The 21,672-nt window shown below is 39.6% G+C and carries 20 protein-coding genes; 12 read left to right on the forward strand and 8 right to left on the reverse strand.

What is annotated here, in order from left to right; genetic code table 11:
• The first annotated feature begins 67 nt into the window (after positions 1 to 67).
• The 4 genes from guaB (at position 68) to recJ (ending at position 5,389) form a co-directional block, all read left to right on the forward strand.
• On the forward strand, positions 68 to 1,534 hold the full coding sequence (gene guaB, locus HLV59_RS00810; protein ID WP_002121951.1) for an IMP dehydrogenase: 1,467 nt from the start codon (positions 68 to 70) through the stop codon (positions 1,532 to 1,534).
• A gap of 149 nt (positions 1,535 to 1,683) precedes the next feature.
• On the forward strand, positions 1,684 to 3,021 hold the full coding sequence (gene glmM / locus HLV59_RS00815; RefSeq protein ID WP_014207925.1) for a phosphoglucosamine mutase: 1,338 nt from the start codon (positions 1,684 to 1,686) through the stop codon (positions 3,019 to 3,021).
• 10 nt (positions 3,022 to 3,031) lie between these two features.
• The gene (pdxH, locus tag HLV59_RS00820; RefSeq protein WP_032004988.1) at positions 3,032 to 3,688 is read left to right on the forward strand and encodes a pyridoxamine 5'-phosphate oxidase; all 657 of its coding nucleotides are present in this window, start codon (positions 3,032 to 3,034) and stop codon (positions 3,686 to 3,688) included.
• Complete coding sequence (gene recJ, locus HLV59_RS00825; RefSeq protein ID WP_171429109.1) at positions 3,689 to 5,389, forward strand: single-stranded-DNA-specific exonuclease RecJ; 1,701 nt, start codon at positions 3,689 to 3,691, stop codon at positions 5,387 to 5,389.
• A gap of 45 nt (positions 5,390 to 5,434) precedes the next feature.
• Here the strand turns inward: recJ and HLV59_RS00830 are convergent, their stop codons facing one another.
• Positions 5,435 to 6,202, reverse strand: coding sequence for a putative porin (locus tag HLV59_RS00830; protein ID WP_005078653.1), 768 nt, complete (start codon positions 6,200 to 6,202; stop codon positions 5,435 to 5,437).
• Positions 6,203 to 6,539: 337 nt separating this feature from the next.
• Positions 6,540 to 7,397 carry a putative porin gene (locus tag HLV59_RS00835; RefSeq protein WP_081172552.1) on the reverse strand — a complete coding sequence of 286 codons (858 nt, stop codon included), beginning with the start codon at positions 7,395 to 7,397 and terminating at the stop codon, positions 6,540 to 6,542.
• A gap of 208 nt (positions 7,398 to 7,605) precedes the next feature.
• Between HLV59_RS00835 and prfB the strand changes: the two genes are divergently transcribed.
• The 5 genes from prfB to HLV59_RS00860 all read left to right on the forward strand — a co-directional run bounded on the left by prfB (position 7,606) and on the right by HLV59_RS00860 (position 12,467).
• Positions 7,606 to 8,701, forward strand: a protein-coding gene (gene prfB / locus HLV59_RS00840; protein WP_099910007.1) for a peptide chain release factor 2 whose coding sequence is annotated in 2 segments (ribosomal slippage) — positions 7,606 to 7,677 and positions 7,679 to 8,701 — 1,095 coding nt in all. Because the reading frame shifts where the segments join, the coding sequence is not laid out codon by codon here.
• Between the two features lie 221 nt (positions 8,702 to 8,922).
• Positions 8,923 to 9,225, forward strand: coding sequence for an ArsR/SmtB family transcription factor (locus HLV59_RS00845; RefSeq protein ID WP_002121891.1), 303 nt, complete (start codon positions 8,923 to 8,925; stop codon positions 9,223 to 9,225).
• A gap of 28 nt (positions 9,226 to 9,253) precedes the next feature.
• The gene (locus HLV59_RS00850) at positions 9,254 to 10,312 is read left to right on the forward strand and encodes an alkene reductase (protein WP_171429111.1); all 1,059 of its coding nucleotides are present in this window, start codon (positions 9,254 to 9,256) and stop codon (positions 10,310 to 10,312) included.
• Positions 10,313 to 10,470: 158 nt separating this feature from the next.
• Entirely contained in the window at positions 10,471 to 11,763 is a 1,293-nt protein-coding gene (locus HLV59_RS00855) for a 3-deoxy-D-manno-octulosonic acid transferase (RefSeq protein ID WP_171429113.1), read from the forward strand.
• Entirely contained in the window at positions 11,760 to 12,467 is a 708-nt protein-coding gene (locus tag HLV59_RS00860; RefSeq protein WP_171429115.1) for a 16S rRNA (uracil(1498)-N(3))-methyltransferase, read from the forward strand. Before HLV59_RS00855 ends, HLV59_RS00860 begins: the two co-directional genes overlap by 4 nt.
• Here the strand turns inward: HLV59_RS00860 and HLV59_RS00865 are convergent.
• Positions 12,447 to 13,427 carry a mechanosensitive ion channel family protein gene (locus HLV59_RS00865; RefSeq protein WP_016143766.1) on the reverse strand — a complete coding sequence of 327 codons (981 nt, stop codon included), beginning with the start codon at positions 13,425 to 13,427 and terminating at the stop codon, positions 12,447 to 12,449. The two genes, HLV59_RS00860 and HLV59_RS00865, sit on opposite strands and share 21 nt — an antisense overlap.
• A 114-nt stretch (positions 13,428 to 13,541) precedes the next feature.
• The gene (locus HLV59_RS00870; protein WP_016143765.1) at positions 13,542 to 14,117 is read right to left on the reverse strand and encodes a DUF805 domain-containing protein; all 576 of its coding nucleotides are present in this window, start codon (positions 14,115 to 14,117) and stop codon (positions 13,542 to 13,544) included.
• Positions 14,118 to 14,411: 294 nt separating this feature from the next.
• Here HLV59_RS00870 and acs point away from each other — a divergent pair, with 294 nt between their 5' ends.
• Positions 14,412 to 16,361 (forward strand): acetate--CoA ligase, encoded by a 1,950-nt coding sequence (acs, locus tag HLV59_RS00875; RefSeq protein WP_031949600.1) that lies wholly within the window; start codon positions 14,412 to 14,414, stop codon positions 16,359 to 16,361.
• A 41-nt stretch (positions 16,362 to 16,402) separates the two neighbouring features.
• On the opposite strand, the gene HLV59_RS00880 is transcribed toward acs, so the two are convergent.
• Positions 16,403 to 16,945, reverse strand: coding sequence for a cysteine hydrolase family protein (locus HLV59_RS00880; RefSeq protein ID WP_171429117.1), 543 nt, complete (start codon positions 16,943 to 16,945; stop codon positions 16,403 to 16,405).
• A 105-nt stretch (positions 16,946 to 17,050) separates the two neighbouring features.
• Between HLV59_RS00880 and HLV59_RS00885 the strand changes: the two genes are divergently transcribed.
• Entirely contained in the window at positions 17,051 to 17,464 is a 414-nt protein-coding gene (locus HLV59_RS00885; protein ID WP_171429119.1) for an Lrp/AsnC family transcriptional regulator, read from the forward strand.
• Positions 17,465 to 17,556: 92 nt separating this feature from the next.
• On the opposite strand, the gene sfnG is transcribed toward HLV59_RS00885, so the two are convergent.
• Entirely contained in the window at positions 17,557 to 18,669 is a 1,113-nt protein-coding gene (gene sfnG, locus HLV59_RS00890; protein ID WP_171429121.1) for a dimethylsulfone monooxygenase SfnG, read from the reverse strand.
• A 44-nt stretch (positions 18,670 to 18,713) separates the two neighbouring features.
• Positions 18,714 to 19,451 (reverse strand): FMN reductase, encoded by a 738-nt coding sequence (gene msuE / locus HLV59_RS00895; RefSeq protein WP_163118795.1) that lies wholly within the window; start codon positions 19,449 to 19,451, stop codon positions 18,714 to 18,716.
• 376 nt (positions 19,452 to 19,827) lie between these two features.
• Here msuE and HLV59_RS00900 point away from each other — a divergent pair, with 376 nt between their 5' ends.
• Positions 19,828 to 20,478, forward strand: a complete 651-nt coding sequence (locus HLV59_RS00900) for a response regulator (RefSeq protein ID WP_002122041.1) — start codon at positions 19,828 to 19,830, stop codon at positions 20,476 to 20,478.
• Between the two features lie 44 nt (positions 20,479 to 20,522).
• Here HLV59_RS00900 and HLV59_RS00905 read toward each other — a convergent pair whose 3' ends face one another.
• Positions 20,523 to 21,290, reverse strand: a complete 768-nt coding sequence (locus HLV59_RS00905; RefSeq protein WP_017387555.1) for a hypothetical protein — start codon at positions 21,288 to 21,290, stop codon at positions 20,523 to 20,525.
• Positions 21,291 to 21,672: the final 382 nt, after the last annotated feature.

A 21,672-nucleotide genomic window follows, 5' to 3' on the forward strand; every position in this document is an offset into this window, starting at 1 on the left:
AAGATAATATGAAAATTGCATTGAAATTTGTTTATAATAGCTCACGGAATTTACCAGTGAGATTGTTATGCTGACCATCGTTCAAGAAGCGCTAACCTTCGATGATGTCTTATTACTTCCTGCCTACTCTACTGTTCTCCCAAAAGATGTCTCTTTAAAGACACGTTTAACTCGCGGCATTCATTTAAATATCCCATTAGTTTCAGCTGCAATGGATACAGTGACTGAGTCACGTATGGCGATTGCTATGTCACAAAATGGTGGTATCGGGATTTTGCACAAAAACATGGATATTGCTGCTCAAGCTGCAGAAGTACGCCGTGTGAAAAAATTCGAAGCGGGTATGGTGAAAGATCCTATCACTGTAACGCCTGAAACTACAGTACGTGAACTCATCGCAATTACCAGCGCTAATAACATTAGCGGTGTACCTGTTGTTAAAGACGGCAAGGTTGTTGGTATTGTGACAGGCCGTGATACGCGTTTTGAAACCAATTTAGAACAACCTGTTAGCAACATCATGACAGGCCAAGATCGTTTAGTAACTGTACGTGAAGGCGAGTCTAAAGAAAATATTCAAGCATTATTGCAAAAACACCGTATTGAAAAAGTCTTAGTCGTTGGTGAGAGCAACGAACTTAAAGGCTTAATTACAGTAACTGACTTCCGCAAAGCTGAGAGCTATCCAAACAGTTGTAAAGATGATCTTGGTCGTTTACGTGTTGGTGCTGCGGTAGGTACTGGTGCTGATACACCAAGTCGTGTGGAAGCATTGGTTGAAGCTGGTGTTGACGTAATTGTTGTTGATACAGCGCATGGCCACTCTGCTGGTGTAATTGAACGTGTACGTTGGGTGAAACAAAACTTCCCTCAAGTACAAGTGATTGGTGGCAACATTGCAACTGGTGATGCTGCATTAGCATTATTAGATGCAGGTGCAGATGCTGTAAAAGTAGGTATTGGCCCTGGTTCTATCTGTACAACACGTATTGTGGCTGGTATCGGTATGCCACAAATTTCTGCGATTGACAGCGTTGCTAGTGCACTAAAAGATCAAATTCCTTTAATTGCAGATGGCGGTATCCGCTTCTCTGGCGATATGGCAAAAGCGATCGGTGCGGGTGCAAGTACGATCATGGTTGGTTCATTACTTGCGGGTACTGAAGAAGCGCCGGGCGAAGTTGAGTTTTTCCAAGGTCGTTACTACAAAGCATATCGTGGTATGGGTTCATTAGGTGCAATGGCGGGAGCAACTGGTTCTGCTGACCGTTATTTCCAAGATTCAAAAGCGGGTGCTGAGAAGTTAGTACCAGAAGGAATCGAAGGCCGTGTTCCATATAAAGGCCCAATGGGTAACATCGTTCATCAAATGATGGGTGGTTTACGTTCATCGATGGGTTATACAGGTTCAGCTGTGATTGAAGATCTTCGCCAAAATGCGAAATTTGTGAAAATTACTTCAGCAGGCATGTCTGAGTCACATGTTCATGATGTAACGATTACTAAAGAAGCTCCAAACTATCGTGTTGGTTAGATTTTCGTAACCAAAACAATGAAGAAAGCCGTCATTACACTGACGGCTTTTTGTTTTTGGTGTAAAGTAAATCTGACGAAAAGAGATATGGCGGAATTGCCATATATGAAGTAAGCCACGGCTGAAGTGGCGTAAAAATGAGATAAGCTATGAGTTATTTTGGAACGGATGGTATTCGTGGAAAATTTGGGCAAATGCCTATTACTCCAGAGTTTGCTTTAAAACTCGGTTTTGCTGCAGGGAAGGTATTAAAACGAACGAGTCCAAAAAATAAGCCACTTGTTGTATTAGGAAAAGACACTCGTTTATCTGGTTATATTTTAGAATCTGCTTTACAGGCGGGGTTAAACGCTGCTGGCGTATATGTTCATTTGCTTGGCCCATTACCGACCCCAGCAATTGCGCACCTTACTCGTGCTTTACATGCGCATGCAGGTATCGTGATTTCTGCATCACATAACCCATATTTTGATAATGGTATTAAATTTTTCTCAAGCGAAGGTAAAAAATTACCAGATGCTCTACAAGAAGAAATTAACCTCGAATTAGAAAAAGATTTGTTTATTGAGGACACGGCAAACTTAGGTAAAAGTGTTCGTGTAAATGATGCGAATGGTCGCTATATCGAATTTTGTAAATCTACTTTCCCTTACCACTTTGACTTAAATAATTTAAAGATTGTGTTGGACTGTGCTCATGGTGCGGCGTATAGCGTTGGTCCTTCGGTTTTCCGTGAGTTAGGGGCAAAAGTTGTTGCTTTATATAATGAGCCAGATGGTTTAAATATTAATGAAGGTTGTGGTTCAACACATCCTGAAAAACTACAAAAAGCTGTAGTTGAGCACGAAGCAGATTTAGGGATTGCCTTTGATGGTGATGCTGACCGTGTCGTGATGGTCGATAAGTTTGGTAACTTAATTGATGGTGACCATATCTTATATATTTTAGCGACTCAGGCTCAAAATAAGCCAGCAGGCGTAGTGGGTACTGTCATGAGTAACATGGCACTCGAAGTCGCACTTGAAAAAGCGAATGTTGGTTTTGTACGTGCTAAGGTTGGTGACCGTTATGTATTACAAGCCCTAGAAGAAAATGGTTGGGTTACTGGTGGGGAACCATCTGGCCATATTCTAACTTTAGACAAGAGTACGACAGGTGATGCGATTATTGCAGCACTTCAAGTTTTAACCGTGATGGTCGAGCAAAATAAGGCTCTTCATGAACTGGTTCAAGACTTTAAACTATTCCCACAAATTCTTGTGAATGTACGGTTAGAACAAATGCTTGATCCGTACTCTATTCCGGCATTGGTTACTGAATTTGATAAAGCAGAAGCACAGCTCAAAGGACGTGGACGAATCTTGATTCGTAAGTCAGGTACAGAGCCTGTGATCCGAGTTATGGTCGAAGGTGATGATGAGCAAGAAGTGAATGCTTTAGCTCAGCATTTAGCAGATTCAGTTCGTTCACAAGCACAAGTCGCATAAGGTGCATGACATGAGTGATGTCATTAAAGATTTAAGTGAATTACGCTTAAGCTACGAGCAAGGAGAATTGCATGAGGGGCAAGTTGAATCTAGTCCTCATCAGCAGTTTCTTGGTTGGTTTAACCATGCTCTAGCAGCTAATTTGCATGAACCCTATGCAATGTCATTAGCGACAGCAAGTGCGAATGGCAGACCTCATGTTCGAACAGTTTTGTTACGTGGGGCTACAGAAGCTGGGTATGATTTTTATACTAATTACGATAGTCAAAAAGGTATCGATTTGGCGGAAAACCCATATGCCGAATTATTATTTTACTGGCCAAGTCTAGAGCGTCAGGTGCGAGTTGGTGGTCATGTAGTTAAAATTGCTGAGCAAGAGTCTACAGATTACTATCGTAAACGACCACGTGATAGCCAGATTGCAGCGCATATCAGTACGCCGCAAAGTGGTAAGATTGAAAGCCGAGAGCTGTTACAGCAACGTTTTCAAGACTTACAACAGCAAGTTACAAGTCGTGAAGTGCTTGATAAGCCAGAGTTCTGGGGAGGTTATCGTCTGCAGCCAGATTACTATGAATTCTGGCAAGGGCGACCAAATCGTTTACATGACCGCTTGAGTTATGAAAAAATCGACGGTCAATGGACGTTGCACCGACTGATGCCTTAAATGACAAAAATACAAATCAAACAAAGACCTTTATTGACACGCCCTGAACAGTTTCAGGGCGTGCCTCCGTTTATTGCCGAAATTTTGGCAAGGCGTGGGGTACAATCTGAACAGGAATTAGAATTAAAGCTTAAGAATTTATTAGCTCCACAGCTCAAGGGATTAGAAACTGCTGTGGCATTAATAGATCAGGCTATTGATGAGCAGAAAAAAATTGTTATTGTTGGCGACTACGATGCCGATGGAGCAACCAGTACAGCGTTAATGGTATTGGTGCTTCGCGATATGGGGGCACAAGTTGACTATTTGGTTCCAGACCGATTTAAATACGGTTATGGACTTACCCCAGCAATTGCAGAGCTTGCACATCAAACTTATCAACCCAATTTATTAATTACTGTCGATAATGGGATTTCCAGCCATGCTGGTGTTGATGCGGCACATGCACTGGGCATGCAAGTGGTTATTACAGATCACCATTTAACAACTAAAGAAACGCCTCTGGCAGAAGCAGTGGTAAATCCTAATCAGTTAGGTTGTGAGTTCCCAAGTAAAGCGCTTGCAGGGGTTGGAGTTGCATTTTATGTGCTAGCCAATTTAGCAAGTTTACGTAGTAAGCAAGGTAAAAGTACGAGTAAAGTCACTCAATATCTAGATTTGGTTGCTTTGGGAACTTATGCCGATGTTGCTATCTTAGATTATAACAACCGTATTTTGGTCGATGCAGGTGTAAAACGCATTCAGCAACATCAATGCCGAGTTGGAATATTGGCACTGTTAGATATTGCTGGTCGAGAGGCATCATCTTTACGTGCGCAAGATTTAGGATTTGTGCTTGGGCCACGTATTAATGCAGCAGGGCGTATGGAGAGCATGCGCATCGGGATCGAGTGCTTGTTAGCAGACTCTATGGAAACGGCCTATCCGATTGCGAGACAATTAAATCAATTAAATATAGAGCGCCGTCAAATCGAAGGGGAGATGAAGCAACAAGCCTTATCTGCTTTAGATAACTTGCAGCTCTCAAAAGAAGACATTCCTCCAGCTCTTGTACTTTTTGAAGAAAACTGGCATCAGGGCGTGATTGGGATTGTCGCAGGACGCTTAAAAGAACAGTTTCATCGTCCCACTATTGTGTTTGCACCTGATGAAGATGGTATTCATATAAAAGGATCTGCTCGTTCAATTGATGGGATACATATTCGAGATTCGATTGAACAGGTTGCTGAACAACATTCAGAATTGGTGAGCCATTTTGGAGGTCATGCAGCAGCAGCTGGTTTAACCATACGTAAAGAAAACTTTGAGGCTTTTAAAACAGCCTTTACCAATTGCATTGCAGAAATGGAAGAATCTTTGTTTCAAGCAATTCTCTGGACGGATGGAGAACTTCCTACTTCGGCTCTGCAACTAAATACCTTGGACTGGATAGAACAGTTGGGACCGTGGGGACAAAAATTCCCTTTCCCACAGTTTGAGGGGTATTTTAAAGTTGTTGATTATCGCTGGCTTAAAGAAACGCATTTGAAGCTTAAATTAGCACTAGACCAATACAGTTTTGATGCAATTGCTTTTAATGCGGCGGGCCGTTTTGAGTTTGATCCAATGCGTGATCATGTACATTTGGTCTATGAAATAGATCGTAATGCATTTAATGGTAATGTAAATTTGCAATTGCGTATTGTGCATTTAAGCCAATAAAAAAATCCGCTCAATTGAGCGGATTTTTTATGACTTTAGGTTTGATTAGAAGCGGTATGCTGCACGAACACCATAAGTGTTGTCGTTATCACCAAATCCAACACGGCCTTCAACACTTACTTGTTGATTCAAGAATTTTTTAGCATTGATACCAAATTCATCTTTATCAGTTAAGTCGTTGTTGTAGTAATCAGCACCAACACTTAAAGTTTTGTCGATGTAGTAGTCACCACGAACTTTATATTCGTCTAGGTCACCAAATGCACCGAACGCTTCAAGGTTTACGTCATGTTGACCTACTTGAGTTACGTATTTAGCACGTACTGTTGGATCAGCGCCGTCTTTACCGTCTTTCTCGTCGTAACCTTTAACACCTAATGCAAGTAATAAACCAGGAGCTGGTAAATAACCTACTTCAGCTGCATAAGTAGTTACTTTGCTGTCAATATTAGTGTTGTCGACTTCACGCTCATTTCGACCTACATCACCGCTAAGGTAGAAATCTGAGTTAGGAACGTAGTATTCAACACCCACGCCATATTGAGTATCTTTTGTACCGCTGTTATCGCCATAGTTGATTAGGGCGTTAACGTTACTTGCACGGCTTAAGAAAGCTGCTTCAGCAAGTGGAGCGTTACGAGTTTGAACAGGATTAAAGTAATAAGTCCCGTCAACACCGAATTTACTTACGCTGCTACCGTTGTCTGGATCAAGATAATTGTAAGAACCACCAACTTCAGCTTGGTAAGCGTTTGCTGCGCCACTCACTGCGAGTGCAGATAAAAGAGCTGATGCAATTGCTAGTTTTTTCATGGAATCTCTCCCCTCTAAAAAGCGATTTTATAAATGTTTTGTTACAACTTTTAGTCTAGACGAAAAAGCTTTGTCGTCAATCTTGCGCGAGTAACCGGACTGTAACCATGTGATATTTATGTAAATTGAATTAATATAAGAGTTTGATTTTTAAATATAAATTCATAATGTTTTATTTTATTAAAATTGAGGATATTTTGTGTAGATCATAAAAAATGCTGTAAAAGTACCCAGTTTTGTATGAGGATGTTACCAATTAAACTTTAAATAAAATGAAAAACGCCCAAGGGAAAAGTTCCCTTGAGCGTCCATATTTCTAATAATAAATTCTTATAGATTAGAAGCGGAATGTTCCATTAATACCAAAAGAGTCAGCATCATCAACAGTTGTGTAAGTTAAGCCTACTGCTACTTGAGGTGTAAAGAATTTCTGTGCGCGAACACTGAAGATTGTATCTGAATCTTCTGCTGTTGAATCCGCAAAAGCTGCTCCAATACTTAAAGTAGGATCAAGATAAAGATCTGCACCTAAACGATAAGTGGTTTCATCACCAATATAGGTTTGTCCTTCAAAATTAGTATAGAAGCCAGAAATTTGAGTAACATACTTCGCTCGTAGAGTTACGGCGGTATCGTCATCTTCACCAGTTACGGCTACGGCATTTGAAACCGAAGTGGTGAAGCCATATTTAGCCGCTTGCATTGGATCAAAACTTTCAGACAAGTCTGTTACACCAGCAGCCAATAACAAGCCATCGGTTGGTAGGAAACCGACCTCTACAGCATAGCCGTTCCCACTATCATCAACCGAACCAAAATCATTTGCAGTGACTTCGGTTTTTGTACGGTTAAATGCTCCTGATAAATAGAGTGAGGTATTTGGAATAAAGTATTCACCTGTAATGCCTACAGAACTAAATTCGAGTTTTCCATAGTCTTCATCATCTTCTAGTTTGCTATATGCATATCCTAGTCCAATATTTGAAGATTTATTTAAAAAAGCAGCTTCAGCTAAAGGGAAAGTCTTTGCTTCTACAGGATTAAAATAATATCTACCATTAATCCCGAAGCTATTATTTTCTCCACCATCCATATCTGTAAATTCGTACATTGTACCAACTTCAGTTTGATAGGCATTTGCGTTGAAAGCACATGCAGCTGTGACGAGTGCAAACAAAAATTTTGATTTTTTCATGGATCTAACTCTAGAGTAATATATGTTATAAAGTTATTAAGATTTAAGTTGTTAATTTTAATGCATTTTTAATGGGTAAATCAATAATATTATATTTATTTTTCATTAATAAGATATTGCAAATCAATATGTTTGAGGGCTTTTGTTTGAGTATGGCAAGCTATGCTAAAATAATTGACTGTTTATCTGCTCTTATGGGAACACTCGCGTGGAAATTAATCCTTATCTAAACCAATTGAAAGATTTAACTGATCGTAGCCAAACACTACGGGGGTATCTTTGACTACGATCTGAAAAAAGAACGTTTAGAAGAAGTTTTACGTGAGTTAGAAGACCCTGCGATTTGGAATGATCAAAGCCGCGCTCAGGCAATGGCGAAAGAAAAGGGCGAACTAGAAAACGTTATTAATGTATTGGATGGCTTATCTACACAGCTTGAAGATGCAAAAGCGATGTTAGATTTGGCTGTAGAAGCTGACGATGAAAGCTTGCTTGAAGATGTTCAATCAGAGCTTAATGCTGCCGAAGATGAACTGGCTAAACTTGAATTCCGTCGTATGTTTAGTAACCCAATGGACCCGAATCCTTGCTATGTAGAGATTCAATCAGGTTCAGGTGGTACAGAAGCACAAGACTGGGCATCTATGCTATTACGTATGTATATGCGCTGGATTGAACGCCATGGCTTTAAAGCAGAACTTATGGAAGTATCTGATGGCGATGTGGCTGGTATTAAATCAGCAACAATTCGTGTTGAAGGTGAATATGCTTACGGTTGGTTACGCACAGAGTCAGGTGTACACCGTTTAGTTCGTAAATCACCATTTGACAGTGGTAACCGTCGTCACACTTCATTCTCTGCGGTATTTATTTCACCAGAAGTTGATGACAATATTGAAATTGATATTAACCCTTCTGATGTTCGTACCGATACGTACCGTGCATCTGGTGCAGGTGGTCAGCATATTAACAAAACCGACTCAGCTGTGCGTTTGACTCACATTCCAACAGGTATTGTGGTGGCATGTCAGAACCAGCGTTCGCAACACGCTAACCGTGACCATGCATGGAAACAGCTACGTGCGCGTTTGTATGAATTGGAAATGCAAAAACGTAATGAAGCAGCTCAAGCGCTAGAAGACTCGAAGTCTGATATTGGTTGGGGAAGCCAAATTCGTTCATATGTATTAGATGATTCCCGTATTAAAGATTTACGTACGGGTGTTGAAAACTCTAATACAGGTGCTGTTCTTGATGGTGACCTTGATCGCTTTATTGAGGCGAGCTTAAAACAAGGTTTATAAGAATCTGCTGAACTTTTAGTTTAAATACAGTTCATCTATGAATATGTAGAACTCTTGGATTTTTAGCGATTAAAACGGCAAAGCAGTTCAGTCTTCAAATGTTAATCGGAAAAATACGATATTAATATCGAGAAAAATAGATATGAATATCGAAGAAATACGATATTATGTTTTTGAAATGCTGAACAAAGCTTTGTTCGTTTAAAAGACGTGTTGAGCCTATGGATATTGATGCAATTAGCAAAGCCCTTTCCAACCCTCTGCGTCGGCAAATTTTGCAATGGTTAAAAGAACCTGCACATTATTTACCGGTGGAAGAATGTGGTGGTAGTTTTGAGAAGGGTGTTTGTGCAGGTCATATTGAACGTTTGGGTAAAGTAGCTCAGTCTACGATGTCTAATCATTTGTCTGTGTTACAACAGGCGGGGCTTATTCAGGTCCAAAAATATGGTCAATGGTCTTATTTTTCACGTAACGAAGCTTTGATTCAGCAATATATCGAACATTTAAAACAAACACTTTAAATTATTAAAAGTGTAAGTCGAGGCGATTATGGCTGAACTCAATACTCCTTTAACGGTTGGTGATTTTGAAATCAAAAATCGATTGGTCATGGCTCCATTAACGCGTGCGCGTAGTGGTGAAAGCCGAGTGCCTAATGATTTAATGGTTGAATACTATCAACAACGTGCAAATGCTGGTCTCATTTTGACTGAAGCAACAGTGATTGGTTCAAAAACTGTGGGTTATGCAGATACCCCAGGGTTATGGTCAGAAGAGCAGGCACAAGCTTGGAATAAAATTATTGAGGCAGTTCATGCTCAAGGTTCAAAAATTGTAGTGCAACTTTGGCATGTAGGTCGTATTTCACATCCTGAGCTTTTAGATGGTGATATTCCTGTTGCACCAAGTGCAATTCAACCTGCGGGTGAAGTGAGTTTATTACGTCCTAAACGTCCGTATGTTAAACCCCGTGCGCTTTCATTAGAAGAAGTGAAAGAGGTGGTCGCTCAATATAAACATTCGGCAGAACTGGCTAAAGCAGCTGGTTTTGATGGTGTTGAATTACACGCAGCGAATGGTTATTTAATTGACCAGTTCCTTCAAAGTAATACCAACCAACGTGATGACGAATACGGTGGTCCTATTGAAAACCGTGCACGTTTATTATTAGAGGTCGTTGATGCATTTATTGAAGTGTGGGGCGCTGGCCGAGTTGGTGTTCATATCGCACCGCGTGGTGATTCACACGATATGGGTGATGAAAATCCATTAGCAACTTTTGGTTATGTAGTTGAACAGCTTAACCAACGTAATGTAGCTTTCATTTTCTCTCGTGAATATGAAGCTGCTGACAGTATTAGTCCTAAACTTCGCGAAAAATTTAATGGTGTATGGATTGCCAATGAGAACCTAACACCAGAGTCAGCAAAACGTATCTTGCGTGAAGGTCAGGCAGATGCCGTATCTTTTGGTAAAGCATATATTGCTAACCCAGATCTTTTACAGCGTTTAGAGCAAGATTTGCCACTAAACGAACTTCAACCAACAACTTTATATGCGAAAGGTGCTGAAGGTTATACAGACTATCCAACACTAGAAGCTTCATAAAATTCTTTGAAATGATGATTTGCTGTCTTCGTTTGTTTCTGAACTCAGTAAATCATTTTTCTCGTAATGGTAGAGTTTAGGTATCGAAACTCTGCCATTTTTTCTATCTATGTTATATTTTCCCCAGTTTTAAACTTTGATGATTTGAGGCAAACCGCTTGGCGACCCCTTTTTGGTACAACACCGCACTCCATTTATTAAAACCTTTTTACCACTGGCGGATAAAAAAACGTGCAGAAAGCCAGGAATTATATCATCAGGAATGTCTGGAAAGATTTGGGCCGTTTGAATCTCCGAAAAATGTCAAAGCAATTTGGTTCCATGCTGTTTCGGTTGGAGAAACCAATGCTGCGCAGCCTTTAATCGAGCATTATCTTAAACTCGGTCAACCTGTATTAGTTACTAATACAACGAAGACTGGGCAGGCGCGTGCCAAATCATTATTTTTAAAAGCACCTTATTTAGATTTATTTCAAGCAGTTTATTTGCCTGTTGATCAAAAGCATCTTTTAAAACAATTTTTTGAGTTGTATCAGCCAAAACTTTTAGCATTGGTTGAAACTGAGCTTTGGCCAAATTTAATTGATCAAGCCAAACTACAACAGGTTCCTTGTTTATTATTAAATGCGCGATTATCAGAAAAATCAGCAAAAGGTTATAGCCGGGTTTCAGGTCTAACGGCAGGAATGCTGAAACAAATTGACTGGGTATTGGCACAAGACGCTGCGACTCGCCAACGTTATGTCGAACTTGGCTTAGATCAACAAAAAAGTCAGGTGGTTGGAAATATTAAATTTGATATTCATGCACCTCAGACTTTTATAAATCAGGCTGAGCAATTACAACAACAATGGTATTTGGGACAGCGTAAAGTCCTGACAATTGCCAGTACACATGCACCCGAAGAACAACAAATTTTAGAAGCGCTTGCACCTTATCTAAAGTCAGAACCTGATTTAGTTTGTATTGTCGTACCTCGACATCCTGAACGTTTCGATGAAGTATTTGAAATTTCCCACAACTTAGGTCTAGTCACTCATCGTAGAAGTATGAATCATAGTATTCATGCCAGTACACAGGTTTATCTGGCGGATAGCATGGGTGAACTTTGGTTATGGTATGCCTTAAGTCAGGTGTGTTTCGTGGGTGGATCACTTAATGAACCAGGCGGTGGGCATAATATTTTAGAGCCTATGGTTTTAAATGTGCCGACCGTAATTGGACCTCGTTACTTTAATTTCCAAACTATTGTTGATGAATTCATTGATGAAAATGGGGTGCTCATTGCCCAAGACGCTGAGCAAGTTGTGGCAATCTGGATGGCATGTTTAGCCGAGCCTGAAGAAGCAAAGCAGGTGGTTGAGCAGGCGCATAAAGTCTTACAGCGTAACCAAGGTTCATTACAGAAACATATTGGCGTAATTAATCGGTATTTGGCCGAAAAATCATGAATATCGTTTTGCTAGAACCTGAAGACGTTCAGTCAGAGTTATGGTCAATCCGTTCAAAGCGCCAACTACAGCATTTACATGAACATCTTGATATTACGGTCAGCCAAAATCTAAAAGTTGGTATTCGTAATGGGGCACGTTATATCACTGAAATTGTCTCAATTAACGAGCATGAAGTTTGTATACGTCCTATCACTGAAGAAACTGTACCTGCAAAACTTCCAGTACATTTAATTGTAGCTTTACCAAGGCCTAAAGTTTTACGCCGTTTAATTATGGATAGTGTGACTTTAGGGGTTGAAAAGATTAGTTTGATTCATAGCTATCGTGTTGATAAAAGCTATTGGCAAACTCCATTTTTACAACAACTTGATAACTATGTGACTTTAGGTCTTGAGCAAGCAGGTGACACCATTGTTCCTGAAATTCAATTATACAAACGCTTTAAACCTTTTGTTGAAGATGTGCTACCAAGCCTAATTTCAAAGGAAAGTCCCGCTTATGTGGCTCATCCTTATGCAGAGCAAAGCATGCCAATTAATATTCCGCATGCGTGTAGTGTAGTCGTTGGACCCGAAGGTGGGTTTATTCCCTATGAAGTTGATTTGCTCACAAAAAACGGCTGCCAAGCTGTGAGCTTAGGCAACCGTATTTTAAGAACTGAAACGTCTATTTCTTATATTTTAGGTCGTCTCTTTAGTTGATGCTTCAGGGTTTAATGGTGGCTGGTTTGCAGCCATTTTTAATTCCTGAATTGGGTATGGAATATTAATACCGTTGTCATTGAAAGCTTGTTTTACTTGAGCTTGAATTGTACTGATAGATGACGACATATCTGTTTCAGTGGTATCAACCCACCAACGTACAGTCAGGTTAACCGAGAAATCAGCTAAAGCTGTAACGTTAACCGAGAAAGCCGGCTGACTAAGTACATTTCGGTCATTATTAAGAATATCTAAAATAATCTGTTTAGCTTTTTGTTCATCGTCGTCATATCCAATTCCAACTACAAACTCACAGCGTCGTTGTTGATAAGCCGTATTTACAGTTAAAGCACTCGTATAAACAGTTGCGTTTGGAATAACGATACGGCGTCCATCTGGTGAGCGTAAGAATGTTGCACGAATTTGAATATCTTCAACAGTTCCTTCAAGTGAATTCACCACGATCGAATCGCCAATACGGAATGGTTCACTTAATAAAATCAAAATACCTGAGAGCAGGTTTTGAAAAATATCTTTAAATGCGAAACCAATTGCAACCGAACCAATCCCTAACGCACTCATGAGTTGTCCTGGGGTAAACCCTGGAATCATGATGACCAGTGCAATTAAGAAACCAAAAAATAAAATTGTCGTGCTTCCTACACGGTTTAATACCAAAACTAGGTTTTGGCGCGTGTAAGAACGGTTTTCTAAAGTTTTACGAACAAAAAGCTTAAATAATTTGGTGAGTAGCCAAAAAATAATGAAAACGATAATCGCAATACAAATATAAGGCACACGTTCCCAGAAACTATCCACGATTTTATCAATAGTGGTATAGGCATCATGATACTTTTCAGTATGAGCTAAAACAGTTTGAGTGGTTTTAGTACCTGCTTCTTGCAAAAGTTCACCTGTATTTTTTGCAACATCCGTTAAGGATTTTTGTTCATCAGCCACGACAAGTCTCTATTTAAAAAAAATGATGAAAGCGATGATCGGCTTTCATGATAGTAGGAGATAAAATGTGCGCCTACTATAATGAGTTCATCTAAATAATAAAGTGTTTTTTAATTAAAAGTATTCAGTTCCTTTTTGTAAGATTTGTGACGGAGTTTCTATAGTATCGGTACCAGAGAAGTAGTAAAAAAAGCCTGCGGTAGAAATAAGGCTAATTAAAATGACGAATAAAATAAACCAAGCCATGAGTTTTTCTATAAAGGTTGATGGTCGAGCTGGGCCATATTCGTTTGGACCTGCTGTACCTGAGGCAAGCAGTAAATAAATCATAAAAAAGAACTGAACAACTGGAATAAATAACAGCAAGCCCATCCAGCCACTTTTATTTAAATCATGCAAACGTCGAACAACGAGAACAATATTTAAGTAAATCAGAAATATCCAAAAAGCCCAGACGATCAAGGCACTAAGACCAGAAAGAGAGCTATAAAACTCAAAATTAAATAGATTGCTTGAAAGCTGAAAACTTCCAAGAAATGAGGCCAAAATGAAATAGCCCACGAGAGTGATTAAATAAATCAGTCCATAACCACCTAAATAGCTCATGCGATTAAAGCGCCCATGAATTGAAAACGGACTATCTTTTAAAGGGAGCTGTGGTGGGCGTGAAGAGCTAGTTTGGGCAAACATATTATTTTATTCCTGAGTTGCATATGAGAGACAAAATAATCTTTGTTGATGATCAAAACCATCAAATCTTGAAAAAATTATAAAAGTAAAAGCTATAGACAAATGTTTTAAATCAACTTAATTTTATAAAAATGTTCATAATTTCGTATGCTTGAGTAAGTGTTTAATATATGACCAAAGTCGCATTGTCTAGACTTTGAAAGAGTCATCATACTGCAAAGGCATGCAAATAAGATCCAGTAAAATAATAGCCACAGTCTCGAGATGGGATGCACAAGATCAAGGAAGTTGCGTATGAATGAGATCTATCCAGTACCAGAGGAATTTAAAAAAACTGCTCGTACTGTTGAAGCAGACTACTTTAAACGTTATCAACACTCTATCGAGAACCCAGATGAATTCTGGGCAGAGCAAGCTAAAATTGTCGATTGGATAAAACCATTTACCCAAGTTAAAAATACCAGTTTTGACAAAGACAATTTCAAAATTGAATGGTTTGCTGATGGCGAGCTGAACGTGTCAGCAAACTGCCTAGACAGGCATCTTAAAGAACATCCACATAAACCTGCCATCATTTGGGAAGGTGACCATCCTTCCCGTCATAAAATTGTCTCTTATAAAGAATTACATGACGAAGTCTGCCGTTTTGCTAACGTTTTAAAGAAATATGGCATTGGTAAAGGCGACCGTGTTGTGCTGTATATGCCGATGGTGACTGAGGCTGCAATTGCGATGTTAGCCTGTGCTCGTATTGGTGCAGTTCACTGCGTGGTATTTGGTGGGTTCTCGCCAGATTCTTTGGCAAGTCGTATTGAAGACAGCCAAGCTAAACTGGTGATTACCGCAGACTCAAGTCTACGTGCCGGAAAACTATTACCGCTCAAAGAAAATGTTGATTTGGCTTTAGCATTGCCGGGCACAGAGTGCGTTGAAAATGTGATTGTGGTTTATCGTAATGCAAACCCAATTGAAATGAAGCCAGGTCGTGATTTGTGGTATCACCTTGTTATTATGGAAGTGGATGCTAACTGTCCTCCAGAACCGATGAAGGCAGAAGACCCCTTATTTATTCTTTATACGTCGGGCTCAACAGGTAAACCGAAAGGTGTATTGCATACGACAGGCGGTTATTTAGTTTATGTAACCAGTACCTTTAAAGAGGTATTTGATTTAAAACAAGATGATGTTTACTGGTGTACAGCCGATATCGGTTGGATTACAGGCCACAGTTATCTCATTTATGGTCCACTGGCAAATGGCACCACGACCCTAATGTTTGAGGGTGTGCCTCAATATCCAACATGGGCACGTCTTGGTCATGTGGTCGATAAGCATAAAGTTTCTATTTTGTATACAGCGCCAACTGCGATTCGCGCCATGATGCGAGAAGGTGATTCGTTTGTACGTGAAAGTAACCGTAGCAGCCTGCGTTTACTTGGTTCGGTCGGTGAGCCTATTAATCCTGAAGCTTGGAATTGGTACTACAACGTTGTTGGTGAAGGCCGCTGCCCGATTGTTGATACATGGTGGCAAACCGAAACAGGCGGTATTTTGATTGCTCCTTTGCCAGGTGCAACAGCTTTAAAACCGGGTTCGGCAACACGTCCGTTGTTTGGCATCCAACCTGCCATTGTAGATGGTGAAGGCAATGAACTAGAAGGTGCGGTTGAAGGTAACCTTGTGATTAAAGATTCATGGCCGGGCCAGATGCGTACTATTTGGGGTGACCCAGACCGCTTTATTGAGGCGTATTTTTCGACCTTCAAAAATACTTATTTTACGGGGGATGGTGCTCGCCGTGATGAAGATGGCTATTACTGGATCACAGGTCGTGTTGACGATGTCTTAAACGTTTCAGGTCACCGTCTGGGCACTGCTGAAATTGAAAGTGCTTTGGTTTCGCATGAATCTGTTGCAGAAGCAGCAGTGGTGGGCATGCCTCATGATATTAAAGGGCAAGGTATTTGTACTTTCGTGACTTTACAGGCAGGTGTTCCAGAGTCGGAAGAGCTGCGTAAAGAGTTAATTAACTGGGTACGTAAAGTGCTTGGGCCTGTGGCTTCACCTGATGCATTACATTGGGCACCAGCATTACCTAAAACTCGTTCGGGTAAAATCATGCGCCGTATTTTAAGAAAAATTGCAGCGAATGAATTAGATAGCTTAGGTGACACTTCGACCTTGGCTGAACCAGCAGTGGTAGAGCAGTTGATTGCAACGGTTTATCCTGATAAGCAAAATTAATTCTAAGAAAGCCCCATCTGGGGCTTTTTTATTGAGTTCTATTAAGAGCTTGCTAAAAAGTCAGCAGTATTTTGTACATTTGCAAACGTACTCAGCGCAGTTAAAAAAGCAGTTTGTACGTCTTCAGCTTTTACAGTCTTCCCAGCATAACTTAAATCACGAGTTGCGGTTGCATCTGCAATTAAGATTGGTTGGTAGCCAAGTTCTTTGGCTGCACGTGTACCTGAATCAATACACATATGCGTCATCATGCCTGTAATCACGAGCTGCTCAATTTGATGTGCTTTTAAAAGTTCATCTAAATTGGTTTCTAAAAAACTGTTTGGATAATGCTTTGTCACTATTAAAGAATCACTGCCCGCACTGAGTTCGGGATGAAGTAAAACCCCATCCGTATTTTCTTGGAAGAAACTCGCTTGTGGCGGGTTAATATGTTGCACATAAATGATTGGCAAGTTTTTCTCGCTAAAATATTGTTCAAGTTGTTTTATTTTTTCTAGCGCTTGCTCTGGCCCAACCAATTCCATTTTGCCATTTTTAAAATAATCATTTTGTACATCGATAATTAATAGTGCTTGTTTCATGAGATTACTCTTGTTGATATGAGATAAAACAAGATTATTCTCTGCTTAAAAAATCGGCTATAGTCAGATGAAAGCATTACCGCCCGTTTTCTTTCGCCATGAAAAATGAATATTGAATTAGACCCGATCGATCTAAAAATTATTGCATTGCTTAAACAAGATTCCCGACTAACCAATAAAGAAATTGGGCAGCGCGTGCACCGGACAGGACAGGCGGTGGGTGCTCGAATTGCTCAGTTAATGGATGCTGGTGTCATCAAAAATTACACGATTGCTTTGCAATATAGCTATAAACAATTTATTCATTTGCATTTAAATGAACAACGCGCATTTGAAGAAATTGAAAATTTGGTCAAGCAATATGAACAAATCGATGAGTGCTTTAAAGTCATGGGCAATGCTTGCTATATGATCGTTGGCCATTTTGAACCCGCAGCATTAAATGAATTTATCGAAAAACTTTCAAAATGGTGCCGTTACTCAGTTGAAACTGTGATTCGAGAAGTAGAGAAGTCTTAAAAAATAAAGGCTCCAAGCCGAGTCTTGGAGCCAATAAATTCTTTATTTTTAATTTATTGTTTTTATTATTTTGCGCTGTTTTAACTGGGGTTTTAGGCTGATTTAGCTTGAATTTCTACCTCCTTTTCCTGTTGAAGTTCTAACTGGCGAACGAGTGGTAGAACTTTTTCTCCAAAATATTCTACTTCTTCAATGAAATGTAAAAATCCAGAAAGAATCAAATCTACACCTACATTTTTAAGCGCCACAATACGCTCTGCAATTTGCTGCGGTGTACCAATTAAATTGGTTTTAAAGCCATCGTTATATTGCACTAAATCTTCAAAACTTGATTTTGCCCAGTTACCTTGTTGCTCTGGGGAAGCCGCACCTGCTTCACGTGTTGCATTGCCAAACGCATTTACGGCTTCAGTGTTGGCTTTATCAATAATTTCTTGAAGTACCGCTTTTGCTTCTTCTTCGGTATCTCTAGCAATAATGAAAGCGTTTACCCCAATTTTGACATGATGATTATTGGCTTTTGCTTTGGTGCGAATGTCTTCAACTTGTTTTTGAATTTCTTCGACAGTATTACCATTAGTAAAATACCAATCAGATACACGAGACGCCATGTCGCGTGCGGCACGTGAGCTACCGCCTTGAAAAACTTCGATATAAGGCTTTTGTAGAGGTTTTGGTTTAAGTGTGTAGTTTTTGAACTGATAGTATTTACCATCAAAACTGTAGTTATCTGTGGTCCAGATTCCTTTTAGTGTACGAATAAATTCTTCAGAGCGAACGTAGCGTTCGTCATGCTCAGGCCACTCTTCACCAATCGCGTCAAACTCTCCTCTAAACCAACCACTCACCACATTAATGGCAATACGGCCTTCGGTTAGATAATCAATCGTTGCAAGTTGTTTGGCTGCCAGTGCCGGTTTCCAGGGGCCGGGCAGAATCGCCGCAATGACTTTAAGTTTTTCAGTTTTTGCCAGTAATGCATGACTGAAACTTACAGATTCATGTTGGTTTTCTGCCCCGTACCCCGCCGTAAAACGAATTTGGGTGAGCGCATATTCAAAACCATTGTTTTCGGCAGCCTGTGCAAGTCGAACATTGTAGTCATAACTCCAGTCTGTACGCTGTTCGATGTTACTTACTACAAGGCCACCGCTTACGTTTGGTACCCAATAAGCAAATTTAATTGGTTGTTGTAATTGCGTCATGGTTCGCTCTCCCCATTCGTTATTTTTATTTAGCTATGTTGCATTTAGGCAACATGCGTTAATGATTTGCCAGACTTGTGATGTAAACGGGACTCTGCCGCATCAAGATCTGGTACAGCTGCTGAAGGTAATACTTCTTCTTGCTCAATTTGCTTGTTAATACCAAGTTCTTGATTTGCCTGCTGTGATTTAGATTTAATCACTTCAGCACGTTTACCTTTCGCTGGCGCCCATTCTAAAATAGGCAATGCACGTGCTACCGCTAACGTAATACGATCTGATAATTGCTCGCTTTTCACCGTATATTCAGGAGTAAAGTCACGATCGGTCGCATATACACCAATTGGTAAAGTTTGTGCTTGGAAGAAACTAAACAACGGACGAAGTTGATGTTCTAGTACGAGTGCATGACGATCACTACCGCCTGATGCTGCTAATAGTACAGGCACATCGACCAATGCAGTTTGTTCAACAAAATCGAAGAAATGTTTGAAAAGACCCGTAAAAGATGCGCGGTAAACTGGTGTACCTACAATTAAAGCATCTGCTGCTTCAACTGCTGCAAGATCATCTTGTACGCGCTGTGGAAGTTGGTTGCGATAAAATGCACCGCCTAATAAAGGCCCAATTTCGCTTAATTTAATAAAATGAACTTTAATGTCGGTTGCTTCTGATAATTCATCAAGAATGGCTTGAACCAGACTTTCCGTTTTAGATGGGGTATTTAAGCCACCAGAAACAGCAACAATATTTAAAGGTTTTGGTGATGTGATACCAGTCATAATTTGGTTCCTAAGCCTAAAACAAGAGATTAGACTTATTAATCAACAACGACGGTAAACTGTAAAATAACGAAATTGGTCAACCTTATCAGTTTTAAATATAAAAGATAAATAGTGGATTTTTATACTTTGGCTTTCTATTAAGTTGCTGTTTTTATTTTATATAATTATAGGTGATATATTTTTTATAATAAAAAAGAAGCTTATATAAAAAACAGATTAATTTTGATTAAAAGTTAAAAAACATCTGAAAATCTTGGCTAAGTTCTGCATTTATCAACATTTTGCATAAAAATGGATAAGATGAACGTATCTTTCATCTAAATAGTAGGGTTACAATAGGCCATACTTATGCTCAAGATTACTTTAATCGCTTATGAATATTTTAATCGTTGATGATCATCCTTTGTTTCGTCATGCTTTAATTCAAGCAGTACGTTATAGCCTGCCACAGGCACAAATTCATGAAACAGCTTCGGTTGATGAGTTTTATGAGCGTTTGGAAAATGGGGCAGAACCTGATTTAGTATTACTCGATTTAAATTTACCGGGTGCTTCAGGCTTTTCGGCTCTGGTTTATGTAAGAGCACAGTATCCATCTATTCCGATTATTGTGGTTTCTGCACATGAAGAAACTTCAATCATTCAGCGTGCAATTGCACATGGTGCGATGGGCTATATTCCTAAGTCGGCTCATCCAAGCCATATTGGTGAAGCGATTCGACAAGTCTTAGAAGGTGATATCTGGTTGCCGCCTAACTTACCATCTAATCTTAACCTTGACCCAAGAGCAGCAGATGAAACTGCTTTAGCTGAACGTATTCAATCGTTAACACCTCAGCAATTCCGTGTTTTGATGATGGTTGCGGAAGGTTTGTTAAATAAGCAGATCGCATACGAGCTTGATGTTTCAGAAGCAACAATTAAAGCGCATGTGACCGCTATTTTTAGAAAATTAGGTGTGCAAAACCGTACACAAGCCGTGTTGGCGATTAGTGCACTCAATATTGAAGATAAGAAAATCTAAAAAAGAAAAAAGACCTCAATTGAGGTCTTTTTTATGGGTGCCACTTAAGCAAGGCAATCTTGCTTTGGCGTTAGGCTGTCGCAGTACAATGGGTTAAGCGCACATTGCAAATCATCAATTTGATCTTGAGTCACATAACCTTTCATTTTTAAATATTCAGCCACGCGGTCGTCACGTAAGCTTAAGAAGGCTGCATCATAAACGCCTAAATCTACAAAAAGTGCAGCTGTTTCTAGGCTGTTGAAGCGATCAAGGAAAATATCATTGCCATACATCAAGAAGATATGGTCGAGTTTTGCTTTTTCATCAACATGGAGTCGTTCAGCAAGTTGATCTGGATGCGTTTTAATAAACAGTAAGTCAGAGAGTTCATCAAACTGAGTCATATCTAACTGATTTTCGCCGAGTTTGACATGACCAAGCCAAGCTTTGAAAACCAGTACAGCACCGCCACGGAGTAGCATGCTCCATATTTGATGACGTGTGTCGTGGTCAAGATTTTCACTTTCAGCGCTAAGAACTTTTAAAAAGTTTTCTTCTTGTTGAGCCAATTTATCAAATAAGCCTAAACCTTGCGGATGATAAGCCGCAGGTGCAAATACATCAAAATTTAGATCATGAAATACATTAAGTGCCAGCGGGACTGCACATTGATAAATTGTATTTAACGCTTTGATATTTGCTTCGTTGAGTTTGCTATGGGGGAAAATACTTTGCCAATCTAGTTCAGGAAGTAAAGCATTGGCACTGTATTGACGATAAAACTGTTGAGACGAAAGTTGGCCTTGTGGGCTGTTATCAGAAATATTCATGGCAATTGTCCTTTGCATTAATTCGTGAGCAGGGGTGCTTAATATAGAAATAGGTTTATATAAAAATAGCTGTACATTTAAAAAATAGGTTTTGAATATTTATGTGTCATGAAGAATGCAAGTAGAATACGACTAAAGTCGTATATGGTTGTTTTTGACTAATTATAATTTTAAAAAACAGTGGCTTATGAAATTGTAACTAAGTATACAAGTGTTCACTTACAAAAAAGGTGAGCTTTGCCATAGAAAAAGAGCTAATGGAAAGTTTGGCCAATTACTTAATAAACAAAAGTAGACTTTTTGAGCAGTTTTGCCTATTGGCTTAAATTAAACCCATAATTTTTGCCAACCATCTCTCCCAAACTTATTAAAAGGTTTGGGA

The organism is Acinetobacter lactucae, assembly GCF_013122135.1.
In the GTDB taxonomy this organism is placed as follows: Bacteria; Pseudomonadota; Gammaproteobacteria; order Pseudomonadales; family Moraxellaceae; genus Acinetobacter; species Acinetobacter lactucae.